At 40.0% G+C, this 21591-nt stretch carries 15 protein-coding genes; 3 read left to right on the forward strand and 12 right to left on the reverse strand.

The features are described from left to right. Nucleotides 1-38: 38 nt before the first annotated feature. The 6 genes from B2O97_RS23845 to B2O97_RS23870 form a co-directional block, all read right to left on the reverse strand. Nucleotides 39-938: a dihydrodipicolinate synthase family protein gene (locus B2O97_RS23845; protein WP_070569465.1), complete on the reverse strand. Its 900-nt coding sequence runs from the start codon at nucleotides 936-938 to the stop codon at nucleotides 39-41. Nucleotides 939-1340: 402 nt separating this feature from the next. Continuing rightward, nucleotides 1341-4436: an efflux RND transporter permease subunit gene (locus B2O97_RS23850; protein WP_070569462.1), complete on the reverse strand. Its 3096-nt coding sequence runs from the start codon at nucleotides 4434-4436 to the stop codon at nucleotides 1341-1343. A 1-nt stretch (nucleotide 4437) separates the two neighbouring features. Then, nucleotides 4438-5544 carry an efflux RND transporter periplasmic adaptor subunit gene (locus tag B2O97_RS23855; RefSeq protein WP_070569459.1) on the reverse strand — a complete coding sequence of 369 codons (1107 nt, stop codon included), beginning with the start codon at nucleotides 5542-5544 and terminating at the stop codon, nucleotides 4438-4440. Beyond that, nucleotides 5544-6815: a TolC family protein gene (locus B2O97_RS23860; protein WP_083296095.1), complete on the reverse strand. Its 1272-nt coding sequence runs from the start codon at nucleotides 6813-6815 to the stop codon at nucleotides 5544-5546. Before B2O97_RS23860 ends, B2O97_RS23855 begins: the two co-directional genes overlap by 1 nt. 90 nt (nucleotides 6816-6905) lie before the next feature. Further along, nucleotides 6906-8252, reverse strand: a complete 1347-nt coding sequence (locus B2O97_RS23865; protein ID WP_286768280.1) for a sensor histidine kinase — start codon at nucleotides 8250-8252, stop codon at nucleotides 6906-6908. Nucleotides 8253-8254: 2 nt separating this feature from the next. Then, nucleotides 8255-8935 carry a response regulator transcription factor gene (locus B2O97_RS23870; protein WP_046675722.1) on the reverse strand — a complete coding sequence of 227 codons (681 nt, stop codon included), beginning with the start codon at nucleotides 8933-8935 and terminating at the stop codon, nucleotides 8255-8257. A gap of 236 nt (nucleotides 8936-9171) precedes the next feature. On the opposite strand from B2O97_RS23870, the gene B2O97_RS23875 reads away from it, so the two are divergent. Together B2O97_RS23875 and B2O97_RS23880 are read left to right on the forward strand one after the other, a co-directional pair. After that, the gene (locus B2O97_RS23875; RefSeq protein WP_286768281.1) at nucleotides 9172-9561 is read left to right on the forward strand and encodes a helix-turn-helix domain-containing protein; all 390 of its coding nucleotides are present in this window, start codon (nucleotides 9172-9174) and stop codon (nucleotides 9559-9561) included. Nucleotides 9562-9611: 50 nt separating this feature from the next. Beyond that, nucleotides 9612-10367 (forward strand): SDR family oxidoreductase, encoded by a 756-nt coding sequence (locus B2O97_RS23880; RefSeq protein WP_286768282.1) that lies wholly within the window; start codon nucleotides 9612-9614, stop codon nucleotides 10365-10367. Between the two features lie 115 nt (nucleotides 10368-10482). Here B2O97_RS23880 and B2O97_RS23885 read toward each other — a convergent pair whose 3' ends face one another. Continuing rightward, nucleotides 10483-11013: an NAD(P)H-dependent oxidoreductase gene (locus B2O97_RS23885; protein ID WP_286768283.1), complete on the reverse strand. Its 531-nt coding sequence runs from the start codon at nucleotides 11011-11013 to the stop codon at nucleotides 10483-10485. A gap of 154 nt (nucleotides 11014-11167) precedes the next feature. Here B2O97_RS23885 and B2O97_RS23890 point away from each other — a divergent pair, with 154 nt between their 5' ends. Continuing rightward, on the forward strand, nucleotides 11168-11530 hold the full coding sequence (locus B2O97_RS23890; RefSeq protein ID WP_046676349.1) for a winged helix-turn-helix transcriptional regulator: 363 nt from the start codon (nucleotides 11168-11170) through the stop codon (nucleotides 11528-11530). A gap of 29 nt (nucleotides 11531-11559) precedes the next feature. On the opposite strand, the gene B2O97_RS23895 is transcribed toward B2O97_RS23890, so the two are convergent. The 5 genes from B2O97_RS23895 to B2O97_RS23915 form a co-directional block, all read right to left on the reverse strand. Continuing rightward, entirely contained in the window at nucleotides 11560-12057 is a 498-nt protein-coding gene (locus B2O97_RS23895) for a DinB family protein (protein WP_286768284.1), read from the reverse strand. A 452-nt stretch (nucleotides 12058-12509) separates the two neighbouring features. Next, nucleotides 12510-13925, reverse strand: coding sequence for a Gfo/Idh/MocA family protein (locus B2O97_RS23900; RefSeq protein WP_286768285.1), 1416 nt, complete (start codon nucleotides 13923-13925; stop codon nucleotides 12510-12512). Between the two features lie 11 nt (nucleotides 13926-13936). Continuing rightward, nucleotides 13937-15328 carry a 3-keto-disaccharide hydrolase gene (locus B2O97_RS23905; RefSeq protein WP_084823277.1) on the reverse strand — a complete coding sequence of 464 codons (1392 nt, stop codon included), beginning with the start codon at nucleotides 15326-15328 and terminating at the stop codon, nucleotides 13937-13939. A gap of 246 nt (nucleotides 15329-15574) precedes the next feature. Continuing rightward, entirely contained in the window at nucleotides 15575-17452 is a 1878-nt protein-coding gene (locus B2O97_RS23910) for a RagB/SusD family nutrient uptake outer membrane protein (protein ID WP_286768286.1), read from the reverse strand. A 10-nt stretch (nucleotides 17453-17462) separates the two neighbouring features. Beyond that, nucleotides 17463-20630 carry a SusC/RagA family TonB-linked outer membrane protein gene (locus tag B2O97_RS23915; RefSeq protein WP_201639432.1) on the reverse strand — a complete coding sequence of 1056 codons (3168 nt, stop codon included), beginning with the start codon at nucleotides 20628-20630 and terminating at the stop codon, nucleotides 17463-17465. Nucleotides 20631-21591 lie beyond the last annotated feature (961 nt).

Below are 21591 nucleotides of genomic sequence, written 5' to 3' on the forward strand. Positions count from 1 at the left end.
TTCCTGAACCCTCATAGCTAGAAAGTTCAGAAGCATTCCTATAATTGTGGTCTCGTTGCGATTGAATCTGCAATAATTTTTTTCACACGTTGTTCTTCCTCACCGATCAATGGTAATCTTGGAGCGCGTGTATAAGGTGTTGAAATTCCTTCAGCTGTAGCGGCCAATTTAATGTATTGGACCAATTTAGGATGAATATCCAATTCCAACAAAGGCATAAACCAACGGTATATTTCTACCGCTTTTTTATATTCACCAGCTTTCACAAGATCATACATAACCACTGTTTCTCTTGGGAATGCGTCCACCAATCCAGCGACTAACCCATCAGCCCCTAACATTAAAGACTCGAGCCCCAAGGTATCTACACCGGCCATAATCTTTAATCGATCACCAAAACGATTTTTCAAACGCGTGATATTGGTTAAATCTCGTGTAGATTCTTTCACTGCCTGGATATTTGGTTCCAACAATAGTTCTTCAAACATATCCAACGATACATAAGTACTATAGTCAACTGGGTTATTATAGATTAAAATTGGCAGTTTGGTACTTTGTGCAACAGCACGAAAATAAGCGACAGCTTCTCTATCATCGGCTCTATAGCGCATTGGTGGCAATAACATCAAACCATCGGCTCCCAATTCCTCACTGGTCTGCGCCACTTTGATCGCAGCAGCAGTTGTATTTTCTGCAATATTTAGCAATACGGGTACACGACCACCAACAAGTTTCAACGCATAGGTCAATAAATCATACTTTTCTTCTGTAGTCAAAACACTTGCTTCCCCCAATGATCCAGCGATAATCAAACCGTGAACACCTCCATCCAATTGTGCTTCAATGTTTTTACCAAACATATCAAAATCCAAATTTCCATTTTCATCAAATGGTGATAACATTGCAGGATATATTCCTTCCCATTTAAATTGTGCCATAGCGTATTATTTTAATATTTCTTTATCACAAATCTATCTGGAATAGTACGTTCAGTCTTCTTATGAATTAATCAACACTGACCTAATATTGACCTTTTCTCGTAAATACAACTCACGAGGATTCAAAAGAATGTTTTTTCTAATTTTAAATACAGCTTTATAACTTATCTCGGCAAAACTTCAACGAAGTGCTTTTTATGTTGAGGCTTAATTTAAGGAACTTAAATGTAAATTCAACATTTATAACAAGATTTACACAAAATAGCATGTAAACGATATATCGCTATTCGCTTCAACTTTGGATTGCTATTACGAAACGTACAGCTGCATGTTAAAAATAACAAAGGTTGCACTGTCAGACAGGCAACCTTTGTTTCGTATATAATAATTAAAAATGGGTAACTAATCGCGGTTCTCCTTCTTATAAGCGAAGTAAAAAACAATAGGTAGTACTGAAAACGAGAGAATCATACAAATAATCAATCCACCAACGATCATAATCGCCAGAGGTTTTTGAATTTCAGACCCCATACCGTTTGAAAGTGCAGCTGGCAATAAGCCCATCGCCCCCATTAATGCAATCATTAAGATGGGTCTGATCCGGCTTTTGACAGCTTCATAAATAGCGGGTTTCAAGCGCATTTTATTCAACAGATTTTCTTTCATAATCCCGATTAAGACAATACCATCAATCGTGGCTACCCCAAAGAGAATAATAAATCCGATACCGGCCGAAATTCCAAATGTCGTTCCAGTAATCCACAAGGAAATGAATCCACCAATAAAAGCAAAGGCGAGGGTCAGTGAAGAAATCAGCGTATCTTTGACATTACCAAAATTGGCATACAGCAAGAGTAAGATCAAAATCAACGAAATTGGAACAACATTCATCAGTTGTTTTGTTGCCCGTTCCTTGCTTTCGAATTCACCAGCCCAGACGACCTTATAGGATTTGGACAGTTTCACATCTCTTTCTATCTGTTTTTTCGCATCGGCAATTGTGCTTCCCAAATCTCGACCTTCAATATTGAAGCCAACACCAATATAGCGGGAATTCCCTTCTCTGTAAATAAATGCCGGCCCGGTATGATAATCTATTGTTGCGATCTCCCGTAGGGGTACTTTCTGATCATTCATCGTCGGAATAATGATATTTCCGATCTTCTCGGGGTTGTCGCGGTATGATTTTTGGAAGCGCAGGCGAACATCAAAGATCCGCTCATTTTCGTAGAAATGTGTCACAGATTGCCCCCCGATAGTCATTTCGATCACGGACTGCACATCTTTGGTTGAAACGCCATATTTAGCCATTTTTGAATCATGCAGTTGAATGCGGAGTTCTGGCAAACCTATATTTTTAAAAACATTGACATCCGTAATGCCATTGACCTTTTTTAGTGACTCTGCAAACTTATTGGCCTTATTCTCTAAATCTTGTAAGTTTTCACCAAAGATTTTGATAACTAGTGGACTTTTTACCCCGGCCACATACTCCTCCACATTATCCTGAATCGGCTGGCTAAAGCCAAAGTTGATTCCAGGAAAAGTCTGCAGGCTATCCCGCATCTGACTGATCAATTTCTCTTTGGAAAGTTTACGTTTCCACTCCCCCTCGGGCTTCAATTCAATATTAAATTCAATATTAAAAAAGCCTGTTGGATCCGTGCCATCATTGGGACGGCCTGTCTGTGTCATTATAAAGTCGATCTCGTCAAACTGCTTCATCAGTTTTGTTTTCATTGTTTTGGTCAGCTTCACCGATTCTTCCAGGTTGACACTATTGGGTAAGGTTGCGCGAACATAGATTGCACCCTCATTCAATTTTGGAAGAAACTCGGAACCATAATGGCTAAACCGGAACATACAGACGAACAAGACAACCATAAAAATCGACAATGTCCATTTTGGATGGTCAAAAGCCTTTTTAAAACCTTTAAAAATGGCATTACGGCTGACTTTAGTAATCTTATTTTCATCTTCTTTGATGTTCTTTTTTAATAAGTATTTACACATCGCGGGCACATAGGTCAAACTTAGGATCAAGGACCCCAATAAGGCGTAACCGAGCGTAAAGGCTAATGGTGAGAACATTTTTCCTTCCACCTTTTGAAAAGAGAAAATAGGAGTCAGTGCGACAATTAAAATCAATAGTGCAAAAAAGATATACCCTGCAACAGAACCTGCACTTTTTTTTATGATCCCTAGCTTGGAGATTTTATTAAAGCGTTCCGTCCCAAGCCGATGGGCCTCTTTTTCTAAAGAGACAAAAACAGTCTCGACGATTACCAATGTTCCTTCGAGCAAGAGTCCAAAGTCCAACGCCCCCATTGAAATCAGATTGGCCGGCAAACCTTGTATTTTCAATAATATAATCGCAAAGAGGAAAGCCAGTGGAATGACCGAGGCAACAATAAAGGTTGTCTTCCAGTTGTTCAAAAAGATAAAGACAATAATCGAAACCAGAATAACCCCTTCTATCAGGTTTTTGGAAACCGTATGCACGGTATTATTCACCAGTTTAGTACGATCTATAACGGGTTCGATCTTGACATTTTCGGGTAAAATACGTTGGTTTAGCTCTTCGATTTTTGCCTTTAGCCTTGTGACGACAGCCGAAGGATTTTCTCCCCGCAGCATAATGACTATTCCCTGTACAAGATCATCTTCCTGATTGAGTCCCACTTGGCCAAGTCGTGGCTTTGCGCCCAGTTCTATTTCGGCTACATGTTTGACTAGAATCGGTGTATTGCCGACCACCTTGATCAAAATATTACCAATATCGTCGATCTTATCCAATAAACCTACTCCACGAACGACATAGGCTTGATTTCCTTTCTGGATCACATCGCCACCGACGTTGATATTCGAACGCGATACGGCTTCATATACGTCCAGTGGCGACAAGTTATAATTCGCCAGCTCTGTTGGGTTGATCTTTATTTCATAGATCTTTTCCTCCCCCCCAAAACTCACGACGTCCGCCACACCTGGCACCCCCACAAGTTCCCTTTCGATCACCCAATCTTGAATGGCAGAGACTTCTTTAATCGGAAGATTGCTCTTCACCACATAGCGAAAAATTTCTCCGGTAGCACCCGAGGGTGGTTCGATGGAGCTTTCCGCGCCGTCCGGCAAATCGATGGAACGCATCTTATTACCCGCATACTGCTGGGCATAAAAGTCCTCTACACCATCCTCAAATTGGATCGTTACAACGGATAAGCCAAACAAGGAGATCGAACGAACATCCGTATTCTTTGGGATGGTATTCATCTCTTTGGTTACCGGTAATGTGACGAACTTCTCGATTTCTTCAGCACTACGTCCCGGCCATTGTGTGATAATCCTGACCCGTGTATTGGTGACGTCGGGGAAAGCTTCAATCGGTGTATGCAGGTAGGCGTATATCCCGCCGAATAATAATGCCAACGTAAAAAATAGGACGACCAAGGAGTGTTTCAATGAAAACGAAACAATATTTTGTACAACTTTCTTCATCCTATCTATTTATCAATTCATCAAATACAATCAGCTCATTTTCTGTCAGCACCTGATCTCCCTCGGCTATTCCTGTTTTGACAAAAGCATAGGTTTCATTCTCAGCAACAATATCCACAGGCTTTACGGACAGATCACAGTCATTTTTGTACAGCACCACGAAATTCTGGTTATTATGCAGAATGATGGCATCTTTGGGAATAGCCAGCATCTGCTGTTCTTGTCCTGAAACAGCTTTTTCCACCAATACATCCACACTCATGCCCGGCTTTAACCTCAGGTCTTTGTTCAACAACTTTACACGCGCCTTGACGACACGTTCTTCAGGATCGAAGAAATTGGCTACCTGATCAATATAGCCATCAAAAGATTCCCCTTTATAGGCTAACGTGGTGATTTTGACAGGCGCACCATTTTTCACAAAAGGTAAATTATTTGCATAAATATTGACCGAAACCCATACTTCATTTAGTTTACTTACCGAGAGTAACTCGGCATCATCACCAACTGTCATACCGGGGCTCACCTTTTTATCGACTATATAACCCGCTTTGGGTGCACGAATGTAAAATAGACCATTTTCTGATGATCCATTGAGCAGGTTCATATTGGCCTTTACATGACGTATTCCGATTTGTGTGGCTTTCAATTCGCTTTCCATCTCTTCTAGTTCCCGTTGGGAAGCCATACCATCTTTCAGTAGACTGCGAAGACTTGCCAATTTACTCTCCACCAAGCGCTTGCTATTCTCCAGCTCACGCAGCTCCTTTCCTAAATCATTGACCGAGGTCCCTTTAAGCGATACAAGAATCTGTCCCTTCTCCACATAATCACCCATCTTGACGGAGACAGACTGCACGATACCGGGTATCGGGCTCTTTAGTGCAGCAAGCTCATCCTGATCGTATTGAATGACCCCATTTAAAGCGATCTGTTCAAATACCGCCCGCTTCTGAATCGAATCAATTTTAATTTGGTTTTTGAAATCTGCGCTAAGGCAAAAACCTTTAGTTGGCGGCGTAACCTGCTCTTCATTTTTCGTTGATTGACAGCTCCACAATAAACATATGGACAGGAGTGTCAGTGGCATTAAAAAGTTCCCTTTCATTAGACAATGTCCTTTCCGATTAAATACGTCAATTCTTCCTTATACTGAAGGTATTTTGCCCTGCGCTCCAATATTGATTCTTTGTTTTCCATGTAATTATTGATAAAGTCTATAAATTCAACGATGGTCAACCGTCGTTCTTGAAAATTGCGGACATAGCGTTCAAGCGCGACATCCAGTTTACGATCAAAGCCTGTATCCATCGTTTTCAAGCTCGATTCGAGATTGCTCAAACGCGCCGAAAGGAACTCGATCTCTCGTTCAATATCGATACGAAATTGTGCGATTTCAACTTTGTTTTTCTCAAGTTCCAGTTGAGCAACTTTGATATTGCCCTGGTTTCGATTAAATAAAGGAAGATCCATAGCAACACCCAGGCCTATAAAATCGCGCATGATATTTCCGCCCCGGTCATAATTCATTGATACCTTGAGATCTGGTGTACGTTCTGCTTTTTCGATTTCCAACTGCGCATTACTTTTCTTCCAGGTATTGTGGATGATTTTATAGTCGCTACGGTTTTCCAGGGCCATCATTTTCCATTCCTGTTTCGTCCCCAGGAGAAAAAGTGGCATACCTATCGTATCCGAAATGTAAAGTGCAGTCCCCTTATCTCCTAGATAGCTCGCAACTGTATTCATTTTTGCAATTTTTTCCTGCTGGATTTCGTTGAGTTTATTCCCAAATGCAATCGACTCACTTTCAATCCTGAGATAGTCCATTTCACTCACATTGCCTTCTTTCCATTGATTTTGAAAGGACTTCGCTAGGGTCTGAAAAATATCGACCTGACTACTGTATAATTGTTCTTTTTCCTGTAAGATCTGTAGTTCGAGGCATTGGCTCCGGAGATCATATTTCAAATTCCGCAATAATTCTTCAAATTGAAGCCGGGCATTCTCTTTTTCCAAAAGCTGCAATTGCACCCTTTTTTTCCGTTTCCCGGCCATTTCGATCGTCTGTTCCAGCTCAACCGCCAGCTGCTGGTATTTACCATAATGACCGATCAGCGCAGGAAAGGATTCGCTGCTGGAATTTTTCCAAAGATTGACCTCTGAGATTGAGATCGTTGGATTGGGCCAGAGCTTTGCCTGAAGTACTGCTGCATCAGCCTGTTGTATATGAAAACGTTGTGCCATTAAGCTCAGGTTATGCGCAAGGAACACCTGTTCAATCTCCGATTTTCGTAAACGGCTTTCAACCGCTTCCTGCGAAAATAGTTTGCTACTCAGGCCAAGAAGTAAAAATAATGTAATACGTAGCTTTCTCACTTAATTTTGAATTTCCACAAAACTAACGGACAGAGATTACAGGCAACTTTAGGTTAAATTAAAGTTTAATTAGAAGAGATTAGAAAAGGATTAGAATTTAGGGAATAGCAGTGATACGGTAGTTCCCAGATGGTTCGAGCGAATATCAAAGTCTACGCCTTGATCCTTAAAAACGATTTGCGCAAATGAGAGACCGATGCCGCTTCCCTTCACCTGACCGACATTTGATCCACGATAAAAAGTCTGTTTCACAGACTCCAGTTCGGCCTTTGGGATACCGATGCCGTGATCTATAATTTGTAAAGACAGTCTGCCATCTGCACTGGTCATTCGGATAAGCACTTCTTGCCCATTTGCGTATTTCAGTGCGTTTTCGATTAAATTAGAGATCGAAAGGGAGATGAGCATCTTGTTGCCCCGAAAATTAAAGTATTGTGGTTCGTCGACCTCTATATCGACTTTCAAGGGTACGGCAAATGATCTCGAAAATTTAGGTACAAGGTCCCACACGATCTCATCGATACGAAAGGTTTCCAGGGAACGTTTCAGGGCCTGATCTTCGGTCAGTAATAGAAAATTACCAATAAGCTGATTCAGAAAATTCACATGCTCGGTAATGGTTTCGGCCAGTTCACGGTATTCTTCCTCCGTTCTAACTTTTGCGCCGAAGACCTCCATTGAGCCCAGGATACCCGCTAAAGGCGTTCGGAACTCGTGGGAAACATAACTTACAAAGTTCTTTCTGATAATCATATTTTCACTGATCCGACGTAGGAGTGCATTATAACTTTCAATCAGATCCTGGAGTTCATCCTTGGTTTTTATGGCGGTCAAGGGCTCCTGAATGGTACTTAAATCTTTATGCTGAATTTCTTGGATCACTTTACGAATGGGCAGATAAGCATACTTACTCAGCCAGACCGACAACAAGGCAATACTAATCAATGCAATGAGAAAAACAAAGACAAGCGTAATGAGTAAACGGTTCAACTGATGATCAAAATCTGCGCTGGACTCTTTGACAAACACAAAGAAATCGCCCTGATTATCGGGATAATACAAACCAAAATAAAAGCTATCGGCTGTTTTAAAATAAACCGTTTTGTCTGTTTTCAGCTGGTTCAGCAAATCTGTATTAATTTGATTATCAAACCGCATACCACCATAACTCACCTTCCCCGCTGCGTTGTAAACGGCTACCATCGCGCGCTTGACCAGACTTTCATATTGATTTTTGGATTCCATGTGCTTTAGCGGACTCTGTTCGTCCGCTTCAAGGTAATAAATACCGGCTATCTTCGCATTTTTTTCCAGCGAGCTTATCAGATGTCGTTCAGAAGAATTATAAAATATCCAGTAGATGACTAGCGTTGCAAGCCCAAAAATGATGGTGAATACCAAGGTAGAAAAGAGTGTGAGTCGAATCTTTAAATTCATGGTCAGTCCGTTGTGAGCATATAACCTACCCCTTTCACCGTTTTGATAATGGAGGTATCACTCCCCGCATCAATCTTACCTCTTAAATAAGAAACGTATACATCGACAACATTGGTATTATTATCAAAATCAATTCCCCAGACAGCCTGTAAGATCGCTGTTCTTGAAAGGGTTTTATTGCGATTTTCGATCAGATACTTCAACAGTTTAAATTCTTTAGGTGATAGATCGATATTTTTACCATTCTTATGGACTTCATACCGTTCAAGATCCACTTTTAAATCATGAATTTCTACGCAGCTATCCTTTGGTACGTTTTTATAATTGTCGCGGCGTACCAAGGCTTTGATACGGCTAACCAATTCCTTAAAGGAAAAGGGTTTGACAAGAAAATCATCAGCACCACTTTCCAAGGCCTCGACTTTATCTTCAACTTCTCCTAAGGCACTTAAAATCAATATTGGAATATGATTTTTTCGATATCGGATCATCTTCGTAAATTGTATACCATCTATTCCGGGCAACATAATATCAAGTACGACAATGTCCAATGAATCCGCATTGATCCATTCACGTGCCGCTTCCGCAGATTCAACCAAAATGACCTTGTGGCCCATCTCTTCTAGACCTTTAACAACAAAGCTGCTAATACGGCGATCGTCTTCTACTAAAAGTATCTGCATATACTCAGTTTATTTTTATGCGGGATTATAAAAATCCCGCATTTCTCTTAGAATTCTACAAGTATACGAATTTACAAATTAATCGTTTGGGTGATCCAGAGCAGTGTCGAGGATAAAAATCTTTGTCTATAACGTTGACAAGTCCATTATGCGGAATTCTCGATTATTCAGGTAAAAAATATTACGTCCTATATTATTTGTTTATATTTAACCTAACAATTCGGAAAGGAATTAAAATGAACACAGCATTGCTCTCCAATAGAAAAAGAAGTGAAGAGATTACAGTTCAATATTTTGACTTTTTAGATCGCCATTTAGCGGAATTGGTTCGTGGAGACAGCATAGAAATGATGGAGCTTCAGGATATCGCCAACATACTCTGTGTTTCACAAAAGCATCTTATCAAGATTATACAGGAAACTTCCGGAAATCATCCCTGCTATTTTTATGTACAAAAGATATTAGCTTGTATCAAGGACCTACTCGTTAATAGTGATTTGACCATTGCGAAAATTGCACAAATGCTGACATACGACCCGTCCAACTTCACCAAATTTTTTAAAAAATATGAAGGCATGTCGCCATCACAATTTCGTCAATTAAAAAAAGCGAAAAGTTCACCATAAGAGGTTCCTTAACATTTGTGAGATTTGCTATAATCAAAATTTAAATTATTATGGCAAGAAATGATGTAAAAGGAAAAGTTGTCCTTATCGCTGGTGGTGCAAAAAACCTTGGCGGATTATTAAGTCGGGATTTTGCGGCTCAAGGGGCAAAGCTGGTGATCCATTACAATAGTGAATATACCAAAGCAGACGCTGAACAAACTCTGGAAGCTGTCAAATCCGCGGGGGCAGAAGCAATATTAGTGCAGGCGGACCTGACAAAAATTGAGCATATCACGAAACTTTTTGATGTCGCAATTGAGCAGTTTGGTGGCGTAGATATCGCCATTAATACGGTCGGTAAAGTATTGAAAAAGCCAATTGTGGATACCACGGTCGAAGAATATGACAGCATGAGTGACATCAATTCAAAAGTTGCTTATTTCTTTATTCGGGAGGCGGGTAAAAAACTGAATGCAAATGGCAAAATCTGTACGATTGTTACCTCATTATTGGCGGCCTATACGGGATTATACTCTACTTATGAAGGACTGAAAGCTCCAGTAGAGCATTTTACGCGAGCTGCTTCAAAAGAATTTGGAGAACGGGGAATTTCGGTTACTGCTGTAGCCCCAGGGCCAATGGATACGCCATTTTTCTATGGACAGGAAAGCGAAGACGCTGTTGCTTACCATAAATCTGCTTCAGCATTAGGTGGGCTAACCGATATAAAAGACATTGCGCCTTTGGTGGAATTCTTGGTCACCGATGGTTGGTGGATAACGGGGCAGACCATTTTTGCCAATGGTGGTTATACAACACGGTAAAACAACAAAGAGAAAGCATCTTGAGAAAGATGCTTTCTTGATAAGCCTATTTCTTTGGATTGATTCGTATATCACAAAAGCTAAGCAACAATAAACAAGCCCTGATATTTATTAACTAGAGTTGCTCCAAAAAACGGAGATAGCGCGTCACGCCCTCTTCTACCCATGAGGTAGATGACTCTTTTTCAATTCCATAAAAGACGAAAGGTTTTTGATAATCCGCTTTAACATAATCAAAAGTAATTTCAAAAGGACTTGTTAATTGATCCATGCTATATTTATACTTTCCTGTCTCCCTATACTCCTGCTCGTCTATCCCAGCAGAAATTGCTAATGCAATTTTCTTTCCTTCCAATTTGTAGCCACTGTTCTTACCATAAGCCCATCCATAAGTAAGCACTTCATCCAGCCATTGCTTGAAAAACGGCGGACAATTAAACCAATAAAAGGGAAATTGAAAGACAATTTTATCATATTTCTCTATCATCTGCTGCTCGGCCAAGACATCAATTTTACCATCAGCATAGACTTGGTGCAATTGATGGATGTCATACAACTCAGGTTGATTTTCCAAGGCCTTAACCCAACTTTTATTTACGACGGAAGCAGCAAAATTGGGGTGAATAACGACTATTAATGTTTTCATTTTATTATGTATCTATATATGCACAAGTCACCACATTTAGCCGATTCGTAGCGGCAGTTTTAATAAACGACAGGACTATGATTTAAAAATAGCGACATAATTCCTATTTTGGCTTATCTGTAACCCAATGTTAGGTACTATAAAAAATGTGCGTATGACTAAAATCAAGACGAGCTCCACGAACTTTTCAAATAAAAAGCAACTTGAGCATAATTGCCCCGAAGTTTTTGCCGCTAATGTGATTGGTGGTCAATGGGCTCTAGCCATATGCTGCTATCTCATCAATGGCGCGCTACGTTATTCTGAAATCAAAAAATGTTTACCGGGTATCACTGAACGTATGCTCACCTTACAATTGCGCAAGCTAGAAGATGATAACATTATTAAACGTACTGTATATGCAGAAGTCCCGGCACGTGTACTTTATGAGCTGACTGCACTGGGATATGAACTCAAACCAATTATTCGAGAACTAGGGAAATGGGGAGAGAAGTTACAACAGGTTCAAAAATCTTAGACTTTAGCTGACAGAACGAAAGGTTGTTTTTATTTCATACATCGTGCTGTTACCAGTAATTGGCCGACATGACGCTGTGCATGCTCTGCAGCGTGGAACAACAAACCAATCAACGTAGTAGGGATCCGTTTTCTACCCAAGAAACGTAGTTCCGTCAAGGTGTCCGGATCAATTAACGCCAGTTTTTGCAAAGATTGCTGAATCTGCCGATGTAAGTTTTCTACAAGCGATATCACGCTTAAAGCACCATCTTCTAGACCTTCCTGACGGAGGTCGTCAAATTGTTTATCCGTTAAGGATTTATTTTCGGCATAAGTAAACATGCGATCGATTACTCCACGAATATGTTGCAGGTGAAAACCTATACTGGCGTTGCCACCCGGTTTTGTCCAAAGCTGCGCTGAGGATATTTGTGCGGTATACTTCAAAACATCTTCTTCAACTTGTAAAAGTGCATGTGCAACAGGTTGGAGAAGAGCGGGAACTCCTTCAATAGGTCCACGCATCCATACTTCTAAATTTTCCATGCTTTTAAAATAGCTAACAGTCTACGCGGATGCTTTTTAAAATCCATAAAGCTACAGCGTTTAAAAAGAATGCAGATAGCAGTCCGTTTCGTCAAAAATACAGTTTACTCCTATAAAAATAGCTACTTCCTATAGCTTGTTTAAAATCGATTCAATTATTTTTTAAAATAAATTTGCATAGTGTAGTAAATACACTTACCTTTGTATCATCATAATTTAGGTTTATAATTGGTTATTTAAGGTTTTCATTCTCCCCGTTTGAAAACCTTTTTTTTTATAAATGACTGCAAAAATATAATCTTCCATCATCCTTTATCATATCACCGAATCGAGAAAAAAGCAGGCCCATCTTCCCAATAATAGTAGGGATAGGTTATAAAGGCTTTTCATTTCAAACATAAAAAGGGCAATGTTCACATTGCCCTTTCTTTTAGATACCCATTTAATGGCCTTTACATCTTATAATATTGCTCCCAACCTCTTGCTGGTGGAGGTCCGGCTAAGAGTGCGTTGGCAAACTTATCATTGGTCACTTCTTTTGTCTGCGTATTCAATATCAACTTACTGTTTAAGCGTTGTGCAATTACACCCAAGCAAAATACTTGGCTCAGAGGACCTGCAATTTCAAAAGCCGAGCGGGTTTTTTCTTCGCCTTTACAACCTTTCAAGAAATTAGCAAAGTGGTTTGACGGTGATTTTGGCACTTCCGGTAACCGAGACTCCATTTCCTTGGCTTTCGTTGCTGGAATAATCTGCAAGGTACTGGCATGGGAGCCACCTTTAAATATCAAATCCTTGCTGTAGATAATTTTCCCAGGATTTAGTTTGGCGGGTTCCAATTTCCCTGTACTAGGTGCAGGAATATTGGGATCCAATCCAGATACACCATAGCCTTCGGGTATAGGTGGCAAATTATCCAGTCCATCATACCAATTGATATCGACTGCTGGCATCTTTTTCCTTTTTGGGAAATGAAATTTCAAGGTTGAAGACATGGGGAAAAAATAGGAATTATGCCCATCAAGCTTCACAGCAGACACTTCTGTAGGCAGCCCCAAATCTAAAAATTCATGTGCTGTATCCAATATATGTGCCCCCCAATCGCCTAGAGCCCCCATTCCAAAATCATACCAACAGCGCCACTGACCATTCACAAAATCTTTGTTATAATTATGGCCAATAGTCTGCATTTGCCAAAGATCCCAATCTAATGTTTCGGGGATCATTTCTGCGGCAGGAAAACCCTTTATATTTACATCCCAGCCATGCCATCTACGCGGCATATTCATGTGCGCATCGATGCGCGTCACATCCTTAATAATGCCGGCATCCTTCCAGGCTTTAAACTGAAAGTAATTTGCTTCGGAGTGCCCTTGATTTCCCATTTGGGTAGCAAGCTTAGGGTTTTTCCGAGCTTTATTTGCCATCAGTTCGACTTCAAGGAATGTTCTCGCCATTGGTTTTTCCACGTAGACATGTTTACCTAAATCCAGTGCAAGCATCGTTATGGCAAAATGCGAAAAATCAGGAGTTCCGATACTTACAGCATCAATCTGATTTCCCATTTTGTCAAACATTACCCTAAAATCCTTAAACTTCGGTGCATCGGGAAACAAACCCAAAATTTCCTGCGTATGTTTCGCACCAAGATCGACATCACATAGCGCAACAATATTACAGAGTCCTGTTTTATAGAGTTCTTTAATGATGTCGGCAGCCCTGTTTCCCAAGCCTACACAGGCTAAGTTGACACGTTCATTTGGTTTGGCCAAGTTAACATTCCCCAATACACTATTGGACAGCATAACCGCTCCTGCAGCGATAACGGACTGTTTAACAAAGCTTCTGCGCGATAAATAATGATTCATAAGAGATAGGCTTAATTCGGTGTATTAATTTTTATGCTGCGAAATGAAACACGATCACCATGGTCCTGGAGAAGAATAAAACCTTCCTTCGCTTCGCCAAAGTTTTCCCAATCTTTGTATTTACTGATCTGAACTAAATCTTTAAACGCTTTGGATCCCCGCTCATAAGACAACATCTTAATGCCATTTAAATAGTGTTCAACTTTGTTATCTGCTGTGACCACAACTCGACCTCTATTCCACTCGCCGATCGGTCTACGCGCGCGATCATCACGATTGGATGTAATGAGATCGTAAAGCGATGCCAAGGTACGATTTCCGTCACGTCCCAACTTCGCGTCAGGATGTAAAGCATCATCCAGCACTTGATATTCCAAACCAATAGCCGATCCTTTTGATTTTTCTTTTAAAGTCACAAAATACTTAACACCACTATTGGCTCCCGGACTAAGCTTAAATTCAAATGAAAGATCAAACACCGCGTATTTATCTTTTGTGACGATATCGCCACCATTGGTCGATTCACCACCGTCAGATTTTAGCACAGTCATTTGGCCATCCTTAACTTCCCAACCGCGTTCCGGAAATTTATCGCCATGTATACTCCGCCAGCCCTTATTGGTTTTACCGTCGAACAAAAGCTTAACACCTTTCTTCTTTTCAGCGTCAGCCAAGTCGTTTGGCTTCAAGTTCACGATATAAAGATCTTTTGGAAAACCTTTTGATTTGAGGTCGGTTGTTTTTATTTTAATATTCTTAAAGTACACTTTCTTTCCATCCAGTTTAGGTGGAATACCATGCACCTGCAACCCGATAAAGCCAGATCTATCGATCGTATCAACGACATAAGCAACAGGAATATCATTGATCCAAGTGCGCAGCTCATCACCAATGGCTTCAATTCGTATATGATTGAATTCCTCTACTTTATAGGCTTTTTTAGCATTTTCATTTAAATCGAGTGGATAAATCCATCCACGACGCGCCTCATCATAGATTCCACCTGTCCAAGCACGGGCAGAGGGGTCTATTTCTACTTGCCTTCCATATACACGTCCGCGTCCATCATTAGCCTTTGGATCAAGATGGCTCCGTGTCTGAATACCTGAGTTTGTTTCATTGCCTTCAAGTTTAACATCCAGCTCCAATATGAAATCACCATATTCTTTTTCAGTGATCAAAAAAGAATTGGGTGTACCTTTTGTCATTCGACCTACGATAGCATCGCCCTCTATAGAATAAGGTGCTTTTCCGCCGACAGACTTCCAGCCATTTAGCGTTTTTCCATCAAAAAGGTTCGTCCAACCTTTCTCATTACTCTTATCTGTCTGGGCATACGACATAACAGCATTGCCGACCATAGCAGCCATCAAAACAGATTTAAATAGTGTATTTCTTTTCATTGTAAAATTTAATCTTGAGTCTATTGACCCGGTTTATTTATTCATCATTGGTTTGTAACTTACAACGTGTGTCTGGCCAATTTATTGAAAATTATCAATCCACAGCTTCTCCACATTCAAGCCTGATACATATCATTTACTAAGCAGTCATTAATCATTTGACTCAGCGAAACAATAATATCAATTAATATAAGTGAAATGAATCAAATGATCTGATTTATTTACGAAAACGTTTGAAAACACTTGTTACTTACCTTCAACCAATAGCGGCGTTTTATTTTTCTCTGCACCTGGGTAACCTATATTTTGATTGATAACACCTTTAATATTGGTATTAATCGCATTAGCGGGCACAGGCCATAAGATATGGTGCACACTAATTTTATATTCGGCCCACTTATGTTTTACCCCTTTATTATAGAAATTACTTTTAGCAACCACTCTATCGTACCAGAAATTAACTCCAGTTTGTTTAATGTTCGCATTCGTTCCGCCTGGGCCGCTAATCTGTTTTAAATCATAGACACGACCACCAAAAATTTCGCATGGTTTTCGGGTCTTTGCATAGGTATAGGCAATCCTTACGAGCTCAATATGTCTGTTTTCTTCGTAATACAACTCACGTGCGCGCTCATCTAATAGCTCACCGATATTGATTTCATCTGCTGTTAGCTGTGATGCACCGGCGCGTTGACGGACTTCGTTAATGGCAATGGCAGCCTGACCAAGATCATTTTTCCAATAGTAACTTTCGGCCAACAATAAATAGACTTCTGCAGAACGGTAAATATACCACGGGGTCTCCCCGCCTTCCCATTGTGTCTGCAATGGATCCGGCACAAATAATTTGTAATGCGGCCAAGAGAACCATAGCCGAATGGAATCCTCCAAACTCATTCCCACCGGTTTAACCAGATTTTTTCCATACCAGGGATTGCCCGTCTTTTTTAAGTTGGGCTCATTGTACTTCAAATCTTCCATCTTTCGCCAACTATCCCGGTTAAAGATCCCCCGCAAGTCATTATCCTCTTTGCCAGGCCTCCAAATCTGATTTGTAAAATACCAGGTTGGACGCAATCGTCCTATACCACGACCATAGTTCTTATTTAAGTCCAATGAAAGATCAGTTTCATCCGCTGCCAATGATAATCCTGCCCCCGTTTTCCCGTCTGGTGTTTTTATACCGCCGTTGTTCCAAAAAGGAACGCCATTACGCATTGTTCTGATACGATCAGAGCCATCAACTCCAGGATAAGAAACTACATACATTAAACCTTCGGTATTGGCACCATCTAATTTTGCTTCAACACTATGAAGGTCAAACATCAGATTGGTATTTGGTCTACTTTTATTCACCGTAAATCTACTTTTCATAAGTGGATGAATAGCAACAATTTCTTTGCCGATGGCGATTGCCCGATCAAAATCTGCCAAAGCCATACAGACCTTCATCAACAATACACCGCAGGCAGATTTGGAGGTACGTCCACGGTCTACTCTTTCGGGCACCCATTGATAGGCAAATTCCAGGTCTTTTCGCAATTTCTCGAGAATACTCCAACGATCGTAGCTATAGAAATCATATTTCGGTTCATTTATTTCTTTATCAATGAAGGGCACATCACCAAACTGATGCACTAATTTGAAATAACGGTAGGCACGTTGAAAATAAGCTGCTCCTAAAATCCCGTTTTTTTCATTTTCGTCTTTAAAAGTTCCGGCATCTATTCTTGAAATAATAAGATTGGCATATTTTATTCCCTTAAATCCTTCGTACCAATACCACCCCACTTTAGTTCTATCGTTGTGATTGAGATCTGCATCGGGGAGCAGTGCAATATCCATATCCATTTGTGGACCAGCTTTATCTGTTGTCCCCTCTACGGCTACTTCAGATTGGATAATCTCGGTCAGAATGGGCGCAGCATCGCCAAAAAACTCATGCCGCATATTTCTTTCACAGGCCGTTAAAGCGGAGTACATCCCTTGCGCATCGGCTAGCGCAACATCTGGTTCATAGAAAGACAGGGGTTTCGGTTTAAGCCAATCCTTACTGCACGAAAATGTAAAAACAGCCATTGAACCAATACATAAACTATATAGTATATTTTTTTTGAATTTCATGATCTAGTGATTAAAGGGTAAAGTTTAAACTTAAATTATATGTGCGGGGGGCTGGGTCGCCAACATCTGCCAATGCATCGCTTTTCCAGCTTCTTTCGGGGTCTCCAAATTTAAAATCTTTTGTCAAGTATGCTACATTTCTAATCGAAGCTGAAATACGAAGCTGCTGAATTCTTAACGATTGCAAGATAAATTTTGGCAGACTGTAAGAAAGCACCATGTTGTCCAAACGCATAAAGGACATGTTGACGTAGTTTGTACCATTATTTTTTGATCCTATACGCGCGTAATCGTTGATCGGATTTTCTGGCGTCCAACGCTGTAGTGCATAGTCGGTACTCCGATCTGCAAAATTACTGTTGTTTGCAGCCTGATTAAAGTCTCCATAATGCCCCCAATTGGAATAAATTAAAAATGAAAAACTCAGCTCTTTATAACGCAATTCATTTCGAAACGACCACCTAAAACGCGGTGTTGTATACCCCTGAAATACACGGTCGGCATCCGTTAAGACCCCATCTCCATTTTGATCTACATATTTAAAATCGCCAGGTTGGTTACCATATTTTGCAGCCATTTCCTCTTCCCCTAGTTGCCAGATTCCATTTCGTTGGTAGGCCCATATCCGGTCGGGATCCTGTCCAATAAACCATCTATTTTTAACATCGTCCGCTTCCTTTTGGCCGACGACATTTCCTTCACTATCTTTTACATCCACCATATCGCCATACAACTTCACAATTTTTCTCCGATTCAACATAAAGATCGCCGTCGCATTCCAACTAAAATCGCCCCTATTCATGATGTTACTATTTAAGGTAATATCAAAACCTTTATTGGAGAGCTCACCAAGATTGGCAGCAACACTGCTAAATCCGATAATTTCTGGCAATGCGCGATCTACCAATAAATCCTGGGTTGTTGCCGTATAAAAATCCAGTGCACCACTGAGACGGCCATGGAAGACTGAAAAGTCCAAACCGGCATTATACGAACTTTTACTCTCCCATTTCAAGCCCAAATTGGCCATTCTATTTACGTATAACTGAGACGAAAGATAGAGGTTTCCACTCGCATCAATATAGGGATGTAATCCAGAGGTCATGTCGGAAAGCGCTTCGTAAAGCTCAATATCACGATTACCATTTCTTCCCCAAGAAAGTCGCAGCTTACCATAATCCAACCAAGATTTGGTATTTTTCATAAAACCTTCCGCTGTAAAATCCCAGGCAAAAGCCAGGGCTGGAAAGGTTGCCCTTGGATTTTGAGCGCCAAAGGCTGAATATCCGTCGCGTCGTACAGAAGCAGTCAGCATATAGCGATCTTTAAACGAATAAAACAAGCGAGCCATTAAGGCATCTCCGGTTTGATATTTGTCTTCGCTTTCGTTCAATGGAATTGTACCGGCCTGTAATCGATGCCAGCCCAGAATATCAGAAGGTACAAACTGAGAAGCTGTGGCCTTGGTTCGCCAAAACTGCCCTTTCTCTGCATTTTGAAGCAATGTTACTTCAAAATTATGTACATCAAAACGCCGCTTCCAACGCAATACATTATCTAACTGCCAATTGTATGTTTTTTCAAATGAGCGTTCGCTACTTCCACCTTTTGCCTTCCACTCGGGATTTTTTGAAGAATCGTGGTTATAATACTCGTGCCAGATAAATGAAGGGGTAAAATTGGATTGCAATTCTATCCCAAATGGCAAAGTAATCACACCGTACAAACTGGAATTCAATGTATTATAATTATTTTTTCGATCTCTAAATTGATTGTCAAAGAATGGGTTTACGGGAGTGACATCGCCTGTCGGCAGTCTTTGATAAATACTAGAAGGATCATCAAGATTATTAGATCCGAAGGGAGAAATCACTGCTGATTGTTTCCAATCGGATTTTAGAAAGCCCTCATTTCGAACGGCGAAATTTGTATTCGCCCCGACTTTTAGATAGGATGTAATTCTAGTTTCGAGATTTAGTCGTGTTCTGAAATTTTTAAACCGACTTCCAACCACTACTCCCTCCCGATCAACATGGTTTAAGGAAAAATAGTAGTTAGTGTTCTCATTACTATTCGATACAGCAACAGCATAATCCTGCTGGATCCCCTTTTGAAAAACCAAATCCTGCCAATCCGTAATCTTATTGTTCATGTAATTTTCAATCTCCGGCGTCTTAAGCTCTAATCGAGAAAGCCAAGACCTGATCAACTGATCCTCTGTTACATTTGTAACGGGGGTCTTTTGATCGTAATTATACCAGTCCAATTGATTGGTTCCATTGAGCAATCTTGGGTCCACGAACATTTCGGGGTGAGCTTTAAGATAGTCCTCTGTCCGACGACCTACTTCAAAGTCATAGCGATATTTCAAAAACTCACCAGCATTCATCACTGCAGGCATACCTGCACTTTCCACCATACCAAAATTTCCATTGAAAGTAATGGACGGTTTTCCTTTTTTACCTCTTTTTGTCGTAATTAAGATAACGCCGTTGGCAGCTTTTGCACCGTATACAGCAGTTGCACTGGCATCTTTTAAAATATCTATTGACTGAATATCATTGGGATTAATATCAGCAAATGTTCCGTCAAAAATAACACCATCCACAACATTTAAGGGGCTACTACCAGCTTTCAATGTTCCCTTTCCCCTTACCTGTAAGCTTGCATCCCCCTTTGCCGAATTTCCCTGTCCAATCACCAATCCCGCTGCATTTCCCCGCAGGAGATCCTGAACTGACCTGGGCGCCTCCTTCTCAAGCTTTTCGGTCTGAACAGAAACGATTGCGCCGGTCACATCTTTCCTCTTGGCGGTTCCGTAGCCAATAACGACAACTTCATCTAGATTCTCTGTAGATTCAGAAAGGGTGATCTCTATTTCCTTACCCACTTCTACCTCAAGTTCTTTGGACAAGTACCCTGTATGGGTAAAACTTAAAGTAACCTTAGCAGAATTATGCTGCAATTTTACACTAAAGCGACCGTAGCTATCTGTTACAGTACCTGTTGAAGTTCCCTTCACCAAAACGGTGACTTTTTCCAAAAAACGCCCATCATTAGTTTTGACGACGCCCGTTAATTCTTTTCCAGTTCCTTGTGAATGAACGGTTCCTGTCGACAGCAATAGCATACACAAAAAAGAAAAACTAACGAAAATTAAATGATTAAATTTTCTCATAGATTAAGATTTATTGGTTATTAATAAATAAAACTATAAAAAGGCTAACAACAAGACCTTTTAGTCGTTCATATCAATTGGTTATTATTTAATCAACACAAAACAATAGTATTAATTAATAAAATACAATCAAACCTTTTTAATTCATTTATTTACGAAAACGTTTGAATGCCTATAAAAATCAAATCACGGCATCCCAACAAAATAAAGAGGATAGTTCAGCCCTCTGGCTAAAAAACAATATATAGCAAACAAAAAGCCCTTCATAGGCTTTAAAACAAATAAAATTTAAAAATAAATTGAGACAAAAGAGCATAGTTTTGATAAAAAATGACATCTTTTTAAACTATAATTTCACTATATTTTAAATTAAAACAAATTTAAAATAAATTAAATTTAACGAAATAAATAATACAAACTTTACTAAATACAAAACCGACATGACCTAGAATTTTTTTTATGGTCAGGGAAACAAAAGTCACATACATTATTTAAGTCAGGTCAAATGAAAGGATCGAAGTTTGGGACAAAACCATATCGTTGATGAGTTAGCCAAAACAGGTCTCCATCATTGGGCATTAGAAGTAATCAGATTAATCTCCAATTCTACATGCCCGCCCTTCTCATTAGCTTACTTTTAACATTGCCCCACCTAGGCCGTATAATCTAGGTAACTTCACAGTGAAAACAACTAAAAAAGTTAGCTTCAACATAGGCTCACGTTATTTGTAGGAGGAACTTGATGATACGATGGTCATAAAAAGGGCTCAACGACTGGGTCGTGTACGCAATTCGTATTATTTTAGAAAAGTAAATAAAAACAATCAGTAAAAAATTTGGAGAATACGAAAATTATATACAACTTTAAAGCACAAACACCTGCTCTAAACAGGCTACAAGTTAACAAAGGAAATTTTTTATTTTAAAACGAGGATTTTATCTTAGAATCGCTCATAGATAA

This window comes from Sphingobacterium sp. UBA865, assembly GCF_002295765.1.
Lineage (GTDB): Bacteria > Bacteroidota > Bacteroidia > Sphingobacteriales > Sphingobacteriaceae > Sphingobacterium > Sphingobacterium multivorum.